The organism is Streptomyces sp. NPDC033180 (assembly GCF_055577645.1).
This window is the reverse complement of sequence record NZ_JBVIPU010000001.1, coordinates 778,983-794,101: the sequence shown is the minus strand read 5'-3', so window position 1 is coordinate 794,101 and position 15,119 is coordinate 778,983. Positions and strand designations below refer to the sequence as shown.

The window sequence follows — 15,119 nt, the reverse complement described above, 5'->3', positions numbered from 1 at the left end:
GGGCGCGATCGGCCCCGGGCCTAGAGCGGGGCCTGCCAGGTGGTGGTCGTGCCCGATCCGACACCGTCCGTCGTGCCGTCGTCGTAGACCGTCAGACGCACGCCTGTCCGGCCGTCCGGCAGCGTCGCCCGAGCGTCCACCGCCACCTCGATGCGGGTGACGTCGGGGCGGCGCGAAGCCGTGGCCAGCGCTCGGCGCAGGGCGGCCAGGAGGTGGCCCGCCGCCGGCTCCGTCACGCGGGCGTCGACGGCGCCGGTGAAGTGCACCGACGGCTGGACGCCGACCACGGCCGCCGCGCCCGCCGTCTCGCGGAGCACCTTGCCGCGGAACGTGGTCGGGGCGTCGGCCGGCGGCTGCTGGAGCGCGAAGATCGCCGTGCGGACCTCCTGGATGGTGGACTCCAGCTCGTCGACGGCCTGGTCGAGCGTGGACTCCACCTGGGGCGAGCGGTCCCTGCGCCGGGTCGACTCCAGCATCATCCCGGTGGCGAAGAGCCGCTGGACGACGAGGTCGTGCAGATCGCGGGCGATGCGGTCACGGTCCTCGAACACCGCGAGGCGCTGCCGGCTCTGCTGGGCGTCCGCCAGGACGAGAGCCAGCGCGGCCTGCGAGGCGAACTGGGTGGCGAGGAGACGCTCCACGGAGGTGTAGGCGCGCTCGCCCCTGCGGCGGGGCAGCGCGAGCGTCCCGATGAGCCGTCCGCCCGCCTGCAGCGGCAACATCATGCTGGGCCCGAAGTTGGTCCGCACGTGCGTCGTCATCCGGGGGTCGGTCGCGGAGTCCTCGACGAACACCGGCTCGCCCCCGAGTAGTTGGTCGAGGACCTCGCTGCCCGGTTCGATCGTCGTACCGATGAGGTCGTTCTGGAGGTCGCGGGGGCGGGCCGTGGCCCCGCTCGGGGGCGTGGTGCCGTCCTCCTGTGTCGCCGCCGCGACGATCCGCATGCCACCCCGGTCCGTGGGCTGCAGGATCACCCCCGCGGACGCGCTCGCGAGGATGCGGGCCTGCTCGGCGACCGTCATCAGGGCGTCGGCCGCCGGCTCGCCGGTGAGCAGGGCCGTGGTGACCGCGGCAGCGCCGTCGATCCACCGCTCGCGTTGTCTGGCCGCCTCGTACAGGCGGGCGTTGCCGATCGCGATGCCCGCCTGGCTCGCCAGGACGCGCAGCAGTTGCAGGTCCTCCTCGGTGAAGCGGCCCCCGCGCTTCTCGGTGAGGTAGAGATTGCCGAACGCCTCGTCGTGGACGTGCACCGGAACGCCCAGGAAGCTGTGCATCTCCGGGTGCCCCGGCGGTACGCCGCAGGAGCGCGGGTCCTTCGTCAGGTCGTCCAGGAGAAGTGGCCATGGCTCGCGGATCAGGGTGCCGAGCAGGCCCGCGTGGCCGTCCGGGAGGCGGCCGATGCGGTCCCTCTCCGCCTGGGTCAGGCCCGCCGTGAACAGGTCGGTCAGCTTGCCGTGCCCGGGGTCGATGACGCCGAGCGCGCCGTAGCGGGCGCCGGTCAGCTCGGCCGCGCTCTCCACGATGTGCTGGAGCGTGGTGTGCAGTTCGAGGTCCGTGCCGACGCCGAGCACCGCGTCAAGGAGGGGCACCAGGGGGAGGGGCAGGTCGTCGCCGTTCATCGTGCGCCGCCCCGTGCCTTCTCGACCGGGCTCAGCAACGTGACCACCGTCCACGCCCCTCCAGAAGCAGAAACTCCCACCGCGGTTCGTGGACAGCATCACCCGCCGTGAGCCCTGACCCGACGAAGTTCGGCCAGGGGCAGGACCAGGGCCAGGGGCAGGACCAGGAGGACCAGCTGCCCGCGCCGGGCCCGGTCAGCCGGAGAGCGGGTTGAGGACCAGGGGCTGGATCTTGCCCTCCAGCATCGCCCCGAGCCCGAGCACGGCGCACACGTCGGGTCGTTCGGCGATCTGTACCGGCATCCCCGTCGCGTCCCGCAGCATCTGGTCGAGCCCTGGGAGCAGCGCGCTGCCGCCGACCATCATGATCCCGCGATCGGCCAGGTCGGCCACCAGGTCGGGCGGGCAGTCCCGCAGCACCTTGCCGATGCCGTCCAGTACGGCGGTCAGCGGGGTGTGGATCGCGTCGCGGACCGCGGCGGTGTCCACGTGCACCGACCTGGCGAGGCCCGTGGCGACATCGCGGCCGTGGATCTCGGTCGACTCGGGCCCCTGCGGAGTCAGGCCGTTGCCGCGCAGGGCGAGCTGGAGCGGACGTACCGACTGGCTCGGCAGCATCAACTCGTGGTGGTGGCGCAGGTGCTGGACGATCGCGTGGTCGATGGCCTCGCCGCCGACCGGGATCCGCTGGGCCGTGACGATCGACCCGAGGGAAAGGACCGCGACCTGCGTGGTCGCCGCCCCGCACACCAGGATCATGGTCGCTTCCGGCTGTTCCACCGGCAGCCCGCAGCCGACCGCGGCCGCGATGAGCGTGTCCACGAGCTCGACCCTGCGCGCCCCGAGCCCGACCATCGTCTCGACGGCGGCGCGCTGGGCCAGCGGGTCCGCGTCGTGCGGCGTGCAGGCGGCGGCGCGCAGCCGCGGCTTACGGCGCAGGGTGCGGCGGAGCTTCTCGCCCAGGAGATGGCGCAGCATGCGCTGGGCCATCTCGATGTCGACGACGGTGCCGCCGGATACCGGCCGTACGACCCGGATGTATCCCGGCGTCCGTCCCGTCATCTGCTCGGCGAACTGACCGACCGCGATGAGCGCGCCCGTGCGCGTGTTCACGGCGGCGGCGCTCGGTTCGTCGACGACGAGACCCGCGCCCTTCACGAACACCCGGGTCCTCGCGGCACCCAGGTCGACGGCGATGTGGCAGCGGCGCAACTGCTCCAGACTGACGGTCATGGCAGATCCTCCCGAGAGCGCGGACCGTACGGACCGTCGGACGACGGTCCCATCTCGCATCGTGCGGTGGCCGCGGGCGGCGCGCGCGCTGGGCTGAGCCGGGCGGGGTGCCGCCGCACGGGTGGTCTTGATCGCGTCCGGGACTGCGCGGTTAGCATCCCGTGTGACGCAGACGCCCCCGGAAGAAGACGAAGCCGGCGGCCCCCGGATACCGGAGGCCGCCACCCACCCCCCGCTGCCTCCGCTGCCGGTGGAGCCCGGGGGCCCCGTCGCGAAAAGGCGGATACTCGCCGACCTGACGCCTTTGCGTACGTCCGTCGACTACCGCCGCCTCTGGGCCGGCAACACCATCTCCTGGATCGGGCAGGCGATGACCGCGCTCGCGGTGTCCCTCCAGGTCTACGACATCACGCACTCCAGCTTCTCGGTCGGCCTCGTGGGGCTCTTCTCGCTGGTCCCGCTCGTGGCGTTCGGCCTGTACGGGGGCGCGATCGCGGACACGGTGGACCGGCGGAAGCTGGGCCTCTACTCGTCGCTCGGCTCGTGCGGGCTCTCGGTCGTGCTGGCCGCGGGCGCGTTCGTGGGCTTCCACCACGTGTGGTTCCTGTACTCCGTGGTCGCTCTGCAGGCGGTCTGCGGGGCGCTGAACTCACCGGCGCGCTCCTCGATGATCCCGCGGCTCCTCCCGCCGGAGCAGCTGCCGGCGGCCAACGCGCTGTCGTCGATCACGACGACAGGGGGCACGATGCTCGGCCCCATGCTGGGCGGACTCATCGTCGGCCTGTGGGGCTATCAGGCGGCGTACACGGTGGACGCGGTGGCCTTCAGCGCGTCCCTGTACGCGATGTGGCGGCTGCCGGCGATGCGGCCGGAGGGGGCGGAGGAAGGGGTGCGGGGGAAGCGGGCCTCGGTCCTCGACGGCCTGCGGTTCCTCGCCACCCGCCCGAACCTGCGGATGACCTTCTTCACGGACCTGTGCGCGATGGTGCTCGCGCATCCGCGGGCGCTGTTCCCCGCGGTGGCGGTGGTGTGGTTCGGGGGCGACGCGAAGACCGTGGGACTGCTTGTCGCGGCGCCCGCGGTGGGAGCGCTGCTCGGCGCGGTGTTCTCCGGGTGGCTGGGGCGGATTCGGCGGCACGGGCTCGCGATCCTGCTCGCGGTGGCCGGGTGGGGCACGGCGATCGCCGTCTTCGGCCTGACCCGGAATCTGTGGCTGGGGCTGTTCTTCCTCGCGGTGGCGGGCTGCGCGGACACCATCTCGATGGTGTTCAGGAGCACGATGCTGCAGGCGGCCGTGCCGGACGAGATGCGGGGGCGGTTGCAGGGGGTCTTCATCGTGGTGGTGGCGGGCGGACCTCGGCTCGGTGACTTCATCGCGGGATCGGTGGGGGATCTGGGCACGCCGGGGATCGCGGTGGTGGGAGGCGGCATGGCGTGCGTCGTCGCCGTGGGGCTACTGGCCCTGCGGTGGCGGGGGTTCGCCCGGTACGACGCGGGGGCGCCGGAGGTGTGAGGGGTCGTTCCGGCTGCGGGTGCGCGGCTGCGGTTCCGGTTCCGGTTCGTGTGTGGGTGCGGGGCCGTGCCGGTATGTCCGTCCTCGCTATCGTCCGGTGGGCGCCTTGGTACTTCGGCGAGGGAGCGCCGCGAGCCGTGCTCCGGGCGGACATACCGGCACGTCCCCTCGCGAGCGCTGCCGACTGCGGCTGTTCACTGGTCGCTGCGGGGCAATCGGGCGGGTGGGCGGGAAGGTCTGTTCGTCCAGGATCGGATGCGGGGTGATCGGGCGGGCGGGAAGGATTGTTCGTCCAGGGGAGGCTGCGGGGCAATCGGGCGGGTGGGTGGGAAAGGCCTGTTCGGGGTGTCCGGCGGAGGGGTCCATGCGTCCAAGCCCCGTGCAACGGACTGGCGGGAAGGTGCCCTGGCGGCTTCCCGCCAGCACCCGTCAACACCCCTGCAACACAAGCCCCCTGACACTTTTCGCAGCACCCGGGAACCACCCCCGCCCGGGTCCGACGAAGAGAGGGCACACATGACCCGATCACCCGCGTGGCGAAGAGCCAGCCTGCTGCCGGCCGTCGGCCTCGCGTTCGCGCTGCTGCCGGCAGGGCAGGCCGCTACCGCGGCTCCTTCCGACGTGCCGCAGGGGAGGGCCACCCCCGCCGCCCCCGCCACCCCCGCCGCCCACACGGTCACCCTCGTGACCGGCGACAAGGTCACCGTCACGGAACTCGGCGGCGGCAAGAGGACCGTCACCGTCGACCGGCCCGTCGGGGCCACCGGAGCCGTCCGGAGCGAGATAACCGGTGACCGCATCACCGTCGTACCGGACGAGGCGCGGCCCTATCTGAGCGCGGGCACCCTCGACGAGCGCCTCTTCGACGTGACGGAGCTGATACGCCAGGGGCTCGGGAAGGAGAAGGGCGGCGCCCTGCCGCTCATCGTCACGTACGAGAAGAGCGCGCGCCGCGGCAGCCTCGGCCCGGCGACTCCCCGCGGCGCCGACAAGGTGCGGTCGCTGCCCAGCGTGGGCGGCCTGGCCGTGACAGCGGCCGAGCCGGGGGCCTTCTGGGGGGACGTCACCCCGGACGTGACCCCGGACGCCGCCCGCGGCGCTCTCGCCGACGGTATCGACAAGATCTGGCTCGACGGCCGGGTCGAGGCCGACATGGCGCAGAGCAACGAGCAGATCGGCACCCCCGAGGCCTGGGAGGCCGGGCTCACCGGCAAGGGCGTGAAGGTGGCCGTCCTCGACACGGGCGTCGACGCGGGCCATCCCGGCCTCAAGGACCGGGTGGGCACGAGCAAGAGCTTCATCCCGGGCGAGGAGGTCGCCGACCGCAACGGCCACGGCACCCATGTGACCTCGACCGTAGGCGGCAGCGGCGCCGAGTCCGACGGCAACAAGGAGAAGGGTGTGGCGCCCGGCACCGAACTCTCCGTCGGCAAGGTGCTCAGCGACGAGGGCTCCGGCAGCGAATCGCAGATCATCGCCGGAATGGAGTGGGCGGCCAAGGACGTGGGCGCCAAAGTCGTGTCGATGAGCCTCGGTTCGCAGGAGGCGAGTGACGGCACCGATCCCATGGCCGCCGCCGTCAACACCCTCTCCAAGGACACCGGCGCCCTCTTCGTCATCGCCGCGGGCAACACCGGCGCCCCCTCGTCGATCGGCTCGCCCGGCGCCGCCGACGCCGCGCTGACCATCGGCGCGGTCGACTCCGCCGACAAAGCCGCGTACTTCACCAGCCAGGGCCCGCGATACGGCGACAACGCCCTCAAGCCCGACCTGTCCGCGCCCGGCGTCGACATCCTCGCCGCTCGCTCGCAACTCGTCGCCGGTGAGGGGTACTACACCGAGATGAGCGGTACGTCGATGGCGACCCCGCACATCGCCGGTGTCGCCGCCCTGCTCGCCGAGAAGCACCCGGACTGGAGCGGGGCACGGCTGAAGGACGCCCTGATGTCGACGTCCGAGCAACTCGACGCCTCTGCGTATGAGTTGGGCGCCGGTCGCGTCAGCGTCCCCGACGCCATCGACGCGGGGGTCACTGCTACCGGCAGCGCCGACCTCGGCTTCCACCCCTGGCCGTACGAGGGCAACGAGCCCGTCACGAAGACGGTGACGTACGCCAACTCATCCGACACAGCGGTGGAGTTGCGCCTCGCCACCGAGGGAGCGGCCGAGGGCGTCGCGACCCTCGCCGACCAGACGCTCACCGTTCCCGCGCACGGCACCGCGTCGACCACGGTGACCGGCGACGGCGCGAAGGCGCCCGTCGGCAACACCAGTGGGCGGATTGTCGCGAGCGCCGCGGGGAAGCCTGTCGCGCACACGGCTTTCGGCCTGGTCAAGGAGGAGGAGCGGTACACGCTCACCGTCCACGTCAAGGATCGTGACGGCACGCCGACCGGCGCCGGTCTGGTCCTCCAGCGGCTCGCCGAGCAGGTCGACCCCGCGCAGGCGGAGGTCGGCGACTCCGGGACCCTGGAGCTGCGCCTGAAGCCCGGGACGTACGCCCTCTCCTCGTTCCTCGACGTGCGCGGCAGCAAGGGCAAGGACTCCCTTGGCATCGGCTTCCTCGCCGCGCCCGAGGTCGTCCTCGACCGGGATAGTGAAGTCACCCTGGACGGGCGGAAGTTGCGCGAGGTCGGCGTGGACGTCGGCAAGCGGACGGAGACCCGCCAGCTTCTGATGGAGTACGACCGCCGGGCCAACGGGGCCCAGCTGCAGGGCGCGGTCCAGGTGCCCGTCAAGTACGACAGCGTCTTCGCGGCGCCCACCGCGAAAGTGGCCGACGGCAGCTTCGAGTACCGCACCGTCTGGCGCCTCGGCAAGCCGACCCTGGACGTGAAGGGCCTGGGCCAAGTGGTCGCGCAGCCCGGCGGCACGGTCAGCGACGGCCGTACCAAGCTGCCGATCGTGAACGTGGGCGGCGGCACGGCGGCCGAGTACGCGGGCAAGGACGTGAAGGGCAAGGCCGTCATCGTGCGGCGGCCCGACGCACGAGAGGTGACGCCCTCTCAGCTCGCGCAGGCGGCCCAGGACGCGGGCGTGAGGGCGCTGTTCGTGACGGACGACGCGCCGGGCAGGCTCAACGCCTGGTTCGGTACGGACGACAACGGGGACCGTCCGCTCCAGATCGGCACGGTTGACGCGGCGGACGGTGCGCGGCTGCTCGCGGCGGCGAAGGCGGGACGCGCCGTGGAGACCACGGCGACATCCCGCACGCCCTACGTCTACGACGTCTCGGAGGGCCACAAGGGCGCGGTGCCCCGCGGCGACCTGACGTACGAGCCGTCCAAGCGTGAACTGGCCACCCTGGACACGAAGTTCCACGCGGTGAAGCCGGTGGCGGGCGGTGAGTTCCGCTACTCGCTCACGGACACCTTCTCCGTCGGGATCGGCTTCCAGGAGAAGATCGACTACCCCGTCGAGCGGACGGACCACGCGTCCACGGGGGCCGGCCAGCTGTGGCACGAGTCGGTGTCGGTGGGGCCGGGCGCCCTGGAGGAGCGGAGCGGTCTGGTCAGCTACCGGGGCGGCAAGAGGGGTGAGCTGAACTGGTTCAAGCCCGTGTGGCACCCGTGGATGGGGACGGGCCTCGGCTGGGGCCAGCAGCGGAGGGGAAACACCCTGGAGTTCAACGTTCCCGGATGGGGCGATTCAGGACCCGACCACACCGGATTCGGCGACGTGTGGAACGAGGACTCGATGACGCAGGTCAGCGAGGTGTACGCGGACGGGGAGCTGGTCGACCGGCGGAAGAGTTCGGGGGTGTACGTGTGGGACGCGAATCCGGCGTTGACGACGTACAAGGTCGTGACGGACACGACGCTGGATCCCGAGCGGTGGCGGCTCGCCACGAAGGGCCACTCGGAGTGGACCTTCAAGTCGAAGGAGACGGCGAGCGACCGGAAGAGCTTCCTGCCCTTGCTGAACCTCGGGTTCGACGTGGACACGGATCTCGCGGGTGACGTGCGGGGCGGGCGGTCCGTGGAGGTCCAGATCTTCTCCGAGTACGTCGAGGGAGCGGTGGACACCGGTGCCATCGACGGCGGCGAGCTCGAGGTGTCGTACGACGACGGGAAGAGCTGGAAGGGCGTCGGCCTGGACCGCGACGGCCGCAAGGCCGCCTGGGACGGGAAGTTTAAGGTGCCCGGCAGTGCGGAGTTCGTTTCGCTGCGGGCCTCGGTGCGGGATGACCGGGGCGGGTCGGTCAGCCAGGAGATCATCCGCGCGGTGGGGGTGCGGTAGGGCAGGGCCCCGACACGGCGGCGCCGCCTCCCCTGGGACGGGGGAGGCGGCGCCGCTGCGGGAACTTCGGGTGACGTCAGACCAGCCAGCCGAGGAAGTGGGCGATACCGGCGACGACGTCAGTGATGATGTTCATGGTGGTGCTTCTCCTTGTGGGACTTTCTCAGGATGTTCCAACTCCCGGACCTCGTACGGGACATGGACCGGGAACGCGGCAACTACGGTCTGCAGCCCGTTGCTTGCGTTCCGTAATCATCGTCAATCACTTGCGTCACATGCAATCCCTGGCGTGACGATCACCTGTTCCAGGGAACAACTGCTCCCCTGTTCGCATCTTCGGTTCTCTCGCGGACGGCGTACGCGTCCTGGTCGACCGGCTCTGGCCGCGCGGCGTCTCGAAGGAGCGGGCGGCCGTCGACGAATGGCTCAAGGAGGTCACGCCCTCCAACGAGCTGCGGAACTGGTTCCACCAACACCACGACCAGTACGCGGAGTTCGGCCGCCGCTACCGCGCCGAGCTGGCGGGCCCCGAGCAGCAGGAGGCCATCCACCACCTGCGCGAACTCGCGGACGCCGGAACGGTCACCCTGTCCGTGCGAAGGACCGGTGCGCCTCGACGAAGTGGCTCTCGCCCTTCGCTGCCTGCCCGGCGGGCGCCGAGACCCACAGGTCGTACATCTTGCCGCCCTCGTCCCAGCTCAGGTCGTAGGTCCGGCGTGGCCCGCCGTCGCCGGAGCCGCCGTCCCAGGTGAACTCCCAGACGGCGGCGGGGTGGCCGTTGTGCGTGGTCTGCCGGACGGAACCGTCGCGGTAGCCCGGGTAGTCCGACGGGCCGTCCTTGTGCGCCTCCCGCATCACCGCCAGGGGCCCCTCCGGGTCGAGCGGCTGGGGGTGGACGCCGATGCGGAAGGCGTTGTCCGCCGAGTTGTAGTAGACGCGGGGCGGTTCGGACGAGCGGGCGAAGCCGGTGGGCGTCACCATCTTGAAGCCGGTGGGGTCAAGGACCGTCCGGTAGCCCGCGGGGGCCGGGTCGTTGCCGGCGGGCTTGTCCGGCTTGTCGGGGCCGGCCGTTCCGGCCGGGGTGGCCTTGCCGGTGCCTCCCGGGGATGGCTTGGGGGCGGCGGGGCTCTTCTTGCCGGGCTTCTTCGGCTTGTCGGCGCTCTTGGAGGGCTTCTTGCCCGGCTCCTTGATCCTCTCCCGCTTCTCGCGCACCTCGTCCGCCGGGCCGCCCTGTCCCGTTGCCTGCGTCCCCGTGCCGGGGTCGTCCCGCGTCATGATCCACGCGCCGGTGCCGCCCGCGGCGAGTGCGACGACCAGGGCGCCGGCCAGGAGGGCCGTACGGATGCGAGGGCGCGCGGCCGGTGCCGGGGCCGCCCCCAGCATGATCGCGTCGTCGGCCGGTGGCTCGGTCGCGGGCTTGCGGGCCACCGGCGAGCGAGGAACGGTGGGCATCCGCTCCTCCACCAGGAAGCCACGCAGCGCCTGCTCGGCCTCGTCGGCGCCGAGCCGCCGCTCGGGATCCCGCTCAAGGAGGCCCCGTACGACGGGAGTCAGCGGACCGGCCGAATCCGGGACCCTGATCTCGTCCATGACGACGGCGTGCAGCACTCCGGCCACCGAGTCGCGGTGGAACGGCGACTCGCCCTCGACGGCCGCGCAGAGCAGCACCCCGAGCGACCACAGGTCGGACTCCGGGCCCGTGCGCTTGCCCGCCATGCGTTCCGGGGCGGTGTACTCGGGCGAGCCGACGAACGCGCCCGTCTCCGTGAGCGTCGTCTGCCCGGCGACCTGCGCGATCCCGAAGTCGGAGAGCACCACGCGCTCCGTCCCCGCCTCCAGGAGTACGTTCGCGGGCTTGAGGTCGCGGTGCAGGACCCCGGCCGTGTGCGCGGCGCGCAGCGCGGCGAGCAGGGCGAGGCCGATGCGGGCCGCCTCGGCAGGCGGGACCGGGCCCTCCAGGGCCATCCGGTCGGCGAGCGAGCGGCCGTCGATCAGCTCCATCACGAGCCAGGGCTGCGCGTCGTGCTGGACGACGTCGTGCAGGACCAGGATGCCGGGGTGCTTCACCTGCGCGACCGAGCGCGCCTCGCGCAGCGTGCGTTCGCGCCGCCCCGCGGCGTCGACGGCCGACTGGCCCGCGTCGACGTGCAGTTCCTTCACCGCGACGGCACGGCCCAGGAGCTCGTCCTCCGCCCGCCAGACCGTGCCCATGCCGCCGCGCCCGAGCGGCGTCGTGATGCGGTAGCGCCCCGCTATGAGATCCCCGTGACTCGCCATGGCCGCATCATACGAACTCCTGTTGTAAAAGGCGCAGTTGGGCTGATGGGTGACCGTGCTGCGTGAGTGACGTGACCGAGCGGTGAAGGGAGGTGAAGGGCGCACATGCCGACGGCAGGTGCAACCGCGCGCCGGACACCCGACGCACTCGGACGACTACTGTGGGTGACTCCAGCGGAACGCCGTCGGGAGCGGTCCGCACGGTGGAGGGGATCTCAACATGAAGCGACGACGCATGGCCCTGGCCCTGGGGGCGCTCGCGGCCGCCGCGACCCTGACGGTCGCGGTGCCGGGATCGGCGTACGCGGCGGAAGGTGTCCTGATCATCAACGGCTCCGAGCACGACGACCCGAGCGGTTGCTACTCCGTCGACTGGTTCCCGTCCTCGGTGACCAACCACACCGACTCCGTCGCCGAGGTCCACTCCGGACCCGGCTGCGGCGGCCCGGTCGAGTGGCTGGTCCACCCGGGCGAGACGTATTACACGGAGACGGCCCAGAGCGTCTTCGTCCTCTGATCCCCTGCCCCGCTCCATTCCTCCCGGGGCGGGGGGAGAGGCACGCGGCGCCCGCCCCCGCGGGGCGCCGCGTGTTCACCGGCCTCCGGTGCTCGCCGGCCACCGGTGCTCAGGGCCGGTGGCCAGGGCCGGTGGTCAGTGTTCAGCGGTAGTCGGTGAAGAACTCCCGGATCTCGGTGAGCAGCAGGTCCGGGGCCTCCAGCGCCGCGAAGTGGCCGCCGCGGTCGAAGTCCGCCCACCGCACCACGTTGTTGACCTTCTCCTCGTCCCGGCGCAACGCGATGTCCTGCACGGTGAACTGTGCGATGCCCAGGGGCACCTGTGACGTCTCCTGCTCGCCCCAGGACTGACTGTCCTCGTAGTAGAGGGCGGCCGAGGAGCCCGCGGTGCCCGTCAGCCAGTAGAGGGTGACGTCGGTCAGGAGCGTGTCGCGGTCCACCGCCTCGTGGGGGAGCTCCTTGCTCAGGTCCGTCATGTCCCTGAACTTGTCGATTATCCAAGCGAGTTGGCCGACGGGCGAGTCGTTGAGGCCGTACGCGAGGGTCTGCGGACGGGTCGACTGGATGGCGATGTACCCGCCCGCCTCGCTCATGAACGTGTTCATGCGCTGCACCCTGGCCCGCTCGCGGTCGGTCAGCGTCGGATCGTCCTCATCGGCGCTGGGGTAGGTGGTGCCGCCGTTCACATGCACGGCGACGACGCTCTCCGGGGCGATCAGGCCGAGCGCCCGCGAGATGCCGCTGCCGAAGTCGCCGCCCTGCGCGCCGTAACGCTCGTAGCCGAGCCTGCGCATGAGCTCGGCCCAAGCGGCGGCGACGCGCTGCGTGGACCAGCCCGCTTCGGCGGTCGGGCCGGAGAAGCCGAAGCCCGGGATGGAGGGGATGACCAGGTGGAAGTCGCGTGACAGCGGCTCGATCAGCTCGAGGAACTCGACGACCGAGCCGGGCCAGCCGTGGGTGAGGATCAGCGGGAGGGCGTCGGGGCGGTCGCTGCGCACATGTAGGAAGTGCACGTTCTGGCCGTCGATCTCGGTGGTGAACTGCGGGTGGGCGTTCAGCCGGGCCTCCCAGGCACGCCAGTCGTAGCCGTCCGCCCAGTACGCCACGAGTTCCTTGAGATAACCGACGGGGACGCCGCGGCTCCAGCCCTGGCCCGGGATCTCGCTGGGCCAGCGGGTGCGGGCCAGGCGCTCGCGCAGATCGTCGAGCTCGGCCTGCGGGACGGCGATACGGAAGGGGTGGACCCGTTCCTGCGGCTTCGGCTGTTCCTGCGCCTTCTCGAATGTGTTCATGCTGTACACGTTAGGGACCGGTTAGGACAGGTGCGGTCCTAACCGTCGGGCAGAGTGGGGGACATGTTGGAAACCTCCGCGCGTCTTCTCAGGCTGCTCTCCCTGCTCCAGGCCCACCGTGACTGGTCCGGCGCGGATCTCGCCGAACGGCTCGGCGTCACCGTGCGCACCGTCCGGCGCGACGTGGACCGGTTGCGTGAGCTCGGCTACCCCGTCAACGCCAGCGCGGGCGTGGCCGGTTACCGGCTCGGGGCCGGGTCCGAGCTGCCGCCGCTGCTGCTCGACGACGAGGAGGCGGTGGCCGTCGCCGTGGGGCTGCGCACCGCGGCAGGCGGCACCGTCGCGGGGATCGCGGAGAGTTCGGTGCGGGCGCTCGCCAAGCTGGAACAGGTGCTGCCCTCGCGCCTGCGCCGCCGGGTGCACGCGCTGCAGACGGCCACCGTGCCGCTGGCGTCGGGCGGGCCCCCGGTGGACCCGGACACGCTCACGGCGATCGCCGCCGCCTGCCGCGACCACGAGGGCCTGCGCTTCACCTACCGCGCGCAGGACGGGGCGCAGAGCCGCCGCAGCGCCGAGCCCTATCGCCTCGTGGCGTCGGGGCAGCGCTGGTATCTCGTCGCGTACGACACCGACCGCGAGGACTGGCGCACCTTCCGCATCGACCGGCTGACCCTGCGCACCCCGGGAGGGCCCCGCTTCACCCCGCGCGAGCTGCCCGACACGGACATCGCCGGCTATGCCTCCCGCTCCATCTCCAGCGCGCCGTACCGCTACCGGGCCCGCCTTGTGATGCACGCCCCGGCGGCCGTGGTGACCGAGCGGATGCCGCCCACCGTGGCCTCGGTCGAGCCGCTCGGCACGGACAGCTGCGAATTGCGCTGCGGCTCCAACTCGCTCGACGAACTGGCCCTGTGGGTCGGCTTGTCGGGGGTGCGCTTCGAGGTACGGGAGCCGGCCGAGCTGGTGGCGCATGTGCGGGGGCTGGCGGATCGGCTGGCGGAGGCGGTGGGGGAGGCACTGGGGGAGGCGGGGCGGGCGGACTAGGTCCGACCCAGGCCATCACCGCGGAACGGCTGTGCGTCGCGAGGGAGTCGCGCGACATGGTCGCGCACAGCATCGGCGTCATTGCCCATCGCGTACGAGACGGGTCTGGTGGGGTCACCCCGCTGACCAGGGCAAGGGTCTTGTCGGGAGCACGTCGACCTGTTGTTAGCCTGCGGGGCGGATCATCGAACCCTGGAGGACCACGTGTCACCCGACCGCCCCACGATCGCCCTGGTCACCAGCAGGCCCCAGCTGGAGACCGGCCTCGACCGTGACCTCCCCGAGCTGGCGCGCTCGCTCGGCGCGGCGGGCGCCGATGTCGCCACCGTGTCCTGGGACGACCCGCGGGTCGACTGGGAAGGCTTCGACCTCGTCGTCATCCGGTCCGCCTGGGACTACAGCGAGCGCCTCACCGAGTTCCTGGCCTGGGCGGGGCGGGTCGCGCGGCTCACCGTGCTCGCCAACCCGGCGTCCGTGGTGCGCTGGAACACCGACAAGCGGTACCTGGGGGAGCTCGCGGCGGCGGGAGTGCCCGTCGTGCCTACCGTCTATCTGGCGCCCGGCGACGCGGTGGAGATACCGGACGACGGCCCGTTCGTCGTCAAGCCCGCGTACGGTGCGGGCGCGCGCTTCGCGGGCCGGTACGAGAAGGGCGAGTACGAGGCCGCCGCGGCGCACATCGAACGGATGCACGCGGAAGGGCTGACCGCGATGGTGCAGCCCTACATGCCCCGCATCGACGAGACCGGCGAACGCGCGCTCGTCTTCGTCGGCGGGCGGTTCCTGCACGCCATACAGAAGGGCGCGGTGCTCGCGCCCGGCACGGCGTACGACGACGAGAAGATGCCGCATCCCGACCTGCGCCCGTGGACGCCGACGCCTGCCGAACTCGGCGTCGCCGAGCAGGCGTTGGCCGCGGTTCCGGGCTCGCCCGAGCTGCTGTACGCGCGGGTTGACCTCGTCGATGGAGCGGACAGTGACGTGCCCTGCGTCATGGAGCTGGAACTCGTCGAGCCGAATCTCTTCCTCTTCCTGCACCGGGCCTCGCCGGCGGCCGTGACGAAGGAGATACTGGCCGCCGCGAGTTAATCGGGTGGACGTGGTGCGTGAGGCCTGATTAGCCTGCGGCCATGTCCAGTCCCGAGTCCGACAGATCCTAGCCACCGGCCCGGCATGTCCGGTGGCTGAGTAGTTCTGCCGAAGCCGAGCCCCCCGCGAACCTGGTTGTGCGCAACTGCGGGCGTGTCGTGGCTGGTCGCGCAGTTCCCCGCGCCCCTTCGGGGGGCGCTGCCTGGCCCACGTCGCTGGATCCTTTGCCGTCGCGCGGACTGACCTTCCCTTTTCCCGGCCGGCGGCCATCCGCCGCCCTGCCGGTCGATCGCTGAC

Annotated in this window: 9 protein-coding genes and 1 pseudogene; 6 read left to right on the top strand and 4 right to left on the bottom strand. The window is 71.9% G+C overall.

The window, feature by feature from the left end; translation table 11 throughout:
* Positions 1 to 20 precede the first annotated feature (20 nt).
* Complete coding sequence (locus ACZ5WE_RS03650) at positions 21 to 1,619, bottom strand: GAF domain-containing protein (RefSeq protein WP_467687851.1); 1,599 nt, start codon at positions 1,617 to 1,619, stop codon at positions 21 to 23.
* A 195-nt stretch (positions 1,620 to 1,814) separates the two neighbouring features.
* Positions 1,815 to 2,852 carry a rod shape-determining protein MreB gene (gene mreB / locus ACZ5WE_RS03645; RefSeq protein WP_467687853.1) on the bottom strand — a complete coding sequence of 346 codons (1,038 nt, stop codon included), beginning with the start codon at positions 2,850 to 2,852 and terminating at the stop codon, positions 1,815 to 1,817.
* A gap of 250 nt (positions 2,853 to 3,102) precedes the next feature.
* Between mreB and ACZ5WE_RS03640 the strand changes: the two genes are divergently transcribed.
* From ACZ5WE_RS03640 to ACZ5WE_RS03630, 3 genes and pseudogenes are all read left to right on the top strand, one after another.
* The gene (locus ACZ5WE_RS03640) at positions 3,103 to 4,365 is read left to right on the top strand and encodes an MFS transporter (protein ID WP_467687910.1); all 1,263 of its coding nucleotides are present in this window, start codon (positions 3,103 to 3,105) and stop codon (positions 4,363 to 4,365) included.
* 516 nt (positions 4,366 to 4,881) lie between these two features.
* Positions 4,882 to 8,604, top strand: a complete 3,723-nt coding sequence (locus ACZ5WE_RS03635) for a S8 family serine peptidase (protein ID WP_467687855.1) — start codon at positions 4,882 to 4,884, stop codon at positions 8,602 to 8,604.
* Positions 8,605 to 8,936: 332 nt separating this feature from the next.
* A pseudogene (locus tag ACZ5WE_RS03630) lies at positions 8,937 to 9,194 on the top strand (DUF488 domain-containing protein); the annotation flags it as partial.
* Here the strand turns inward: ACZ5WE_RS03630 and ACZ5WE_RS03625 are convergent.
* A complete protein-coding gene (locus ACZ5WE_RS03625) occupies positions 9,187 to 10,881 on the bottom strand; it encodes a serine/threonine-protein kinase (protein ID WP_467690899.1) in 1,695 nt (564 codons plus the stop codon). The pseudogene ACZ5WE_RS03630 and the gene ACZ5WE_RS03625 overlap by 8 nt on opposite strands.
* 220 nt (positions 10,882 to 11,101) lie before the next feature.
* Here ACZ5WE_RS03625 and ACZ5WE_RS03620 point away from each other — a divergent pair, with 220 nt between their 5' ends.
* Positions 11,102 to 11,398: a hypothetical protein gene (locus ACZ5WE_RS03620; protein ID WP_467690898.1), complete on the top strand. Its 297-nt coding sequence runs from the start codon at positions 11,102 to 11,104 to the stop codon at positions 11,396 to 11,398.
* Between the two features lie 142 nt (positions 11,399 to 11,540).
* Here ACZ5WE_RS03620 and ACZ5WE_RS03615 read toward each other — a convergent pair whose 3' ends face one another.
* Positions 11,541 to 12,689 carry an epoxide hydrolase family protein gene (locus ACZ5WE_RS03615; RefSeq protein WP_467690896.1) on the bottom strand — a complete coding sequence of 383 codons (1,149 nt, stop codon included), beginning with the start codon at positions 12,687 to 12,689 and terminating at the stop codon, positions 11,541 to 11,543.
* 63 nt (positions 12,690 to 12,752) lie between these two features.
* On the opposite strand from ACZ5WE_RS03615, the gene ACZ5WE_RS03610 reads away from it, so the two are divergent.
* Together ACZ5WE_RS03610 and ACZ5WE_RS03605 are read left to right on the top strand one after the other, a co-directional pair.
* Positions 12,753 to 13,733, top strand: coding sequence for a helix-turn-helix transcriptional regulator (locus tag ACZ5WE_RS03610; RefSeq protein ID WP_467690895.1), 981 nt, complete (start codon positions 12,753 to 12,755; stop codon positions 13,731 to 13,733).
* A gap of 204 nt (positions 13,734 to 13,937) precedes the next feature.
* Entirely contained in the window at positions 13,938 to 14,822 is an 885-nt protein-coding gene (locus ACZ5WE_RS03605) for an ATP-grasp domain-containing protein (RefSeq protein ID WP_467690894.1), read from the top strand.
* Positions 14,823 to 15,119 lie beyond the last annotated feature (297 nt).

Coding starts and splice junctions, on each gene's coding strand:
- ACZ5WE_RS03650 (WP_467687851.1), bottom strand. CDS start 1,619: ATGAACGGCGACGACCTGCCCCTCCCCCTGGTGCCCCTCCTTGACGCG.
- mreB (WP_467687853.1), bottom strand. CDS start 2,852: ATGACCGTCAGTCTGGAGCAGTTGCGCCGCTGCCACATCGCCGTCGAC.
- ACZ5WE_RS03635 (WP_467687855.1), top strand. CDS start 4,882: ATGACCCGATCACCCGCGTGGCGAAGAGCCAGCCTGCTGCCGGCCGTC.
- ACZ5WE_RS03625 (WP_467690899.1), bottom strand. CDS start 10,881: ATGGCGAGTCACGGGGATCTCATAGCGGGGCGCTACCGCATCACGACG.
- ACZ5WE_RS03620 (WP_467690898.1), top strand. CDS start 11,102: ATGAAGCGACGACGCATGGCCCTGGCCCTGGGGGCGCTCGCGGCCGCC.
- ACZ5WE_RS03615 (WP_467690896.1), bottom strand. CDS start 12,689: ATGAACACATTCGAGAAGGCGCAGGAACAGCCGAAGCCGCAGGAACGG.
- ACZ5WE_RS03610 (WP_467690895.1), top strand. CDS start 12,753: ATGTTGGAAACCTCCGCGCGTCTTCTCAGGCTGCTCTCCCTGCTCCAG.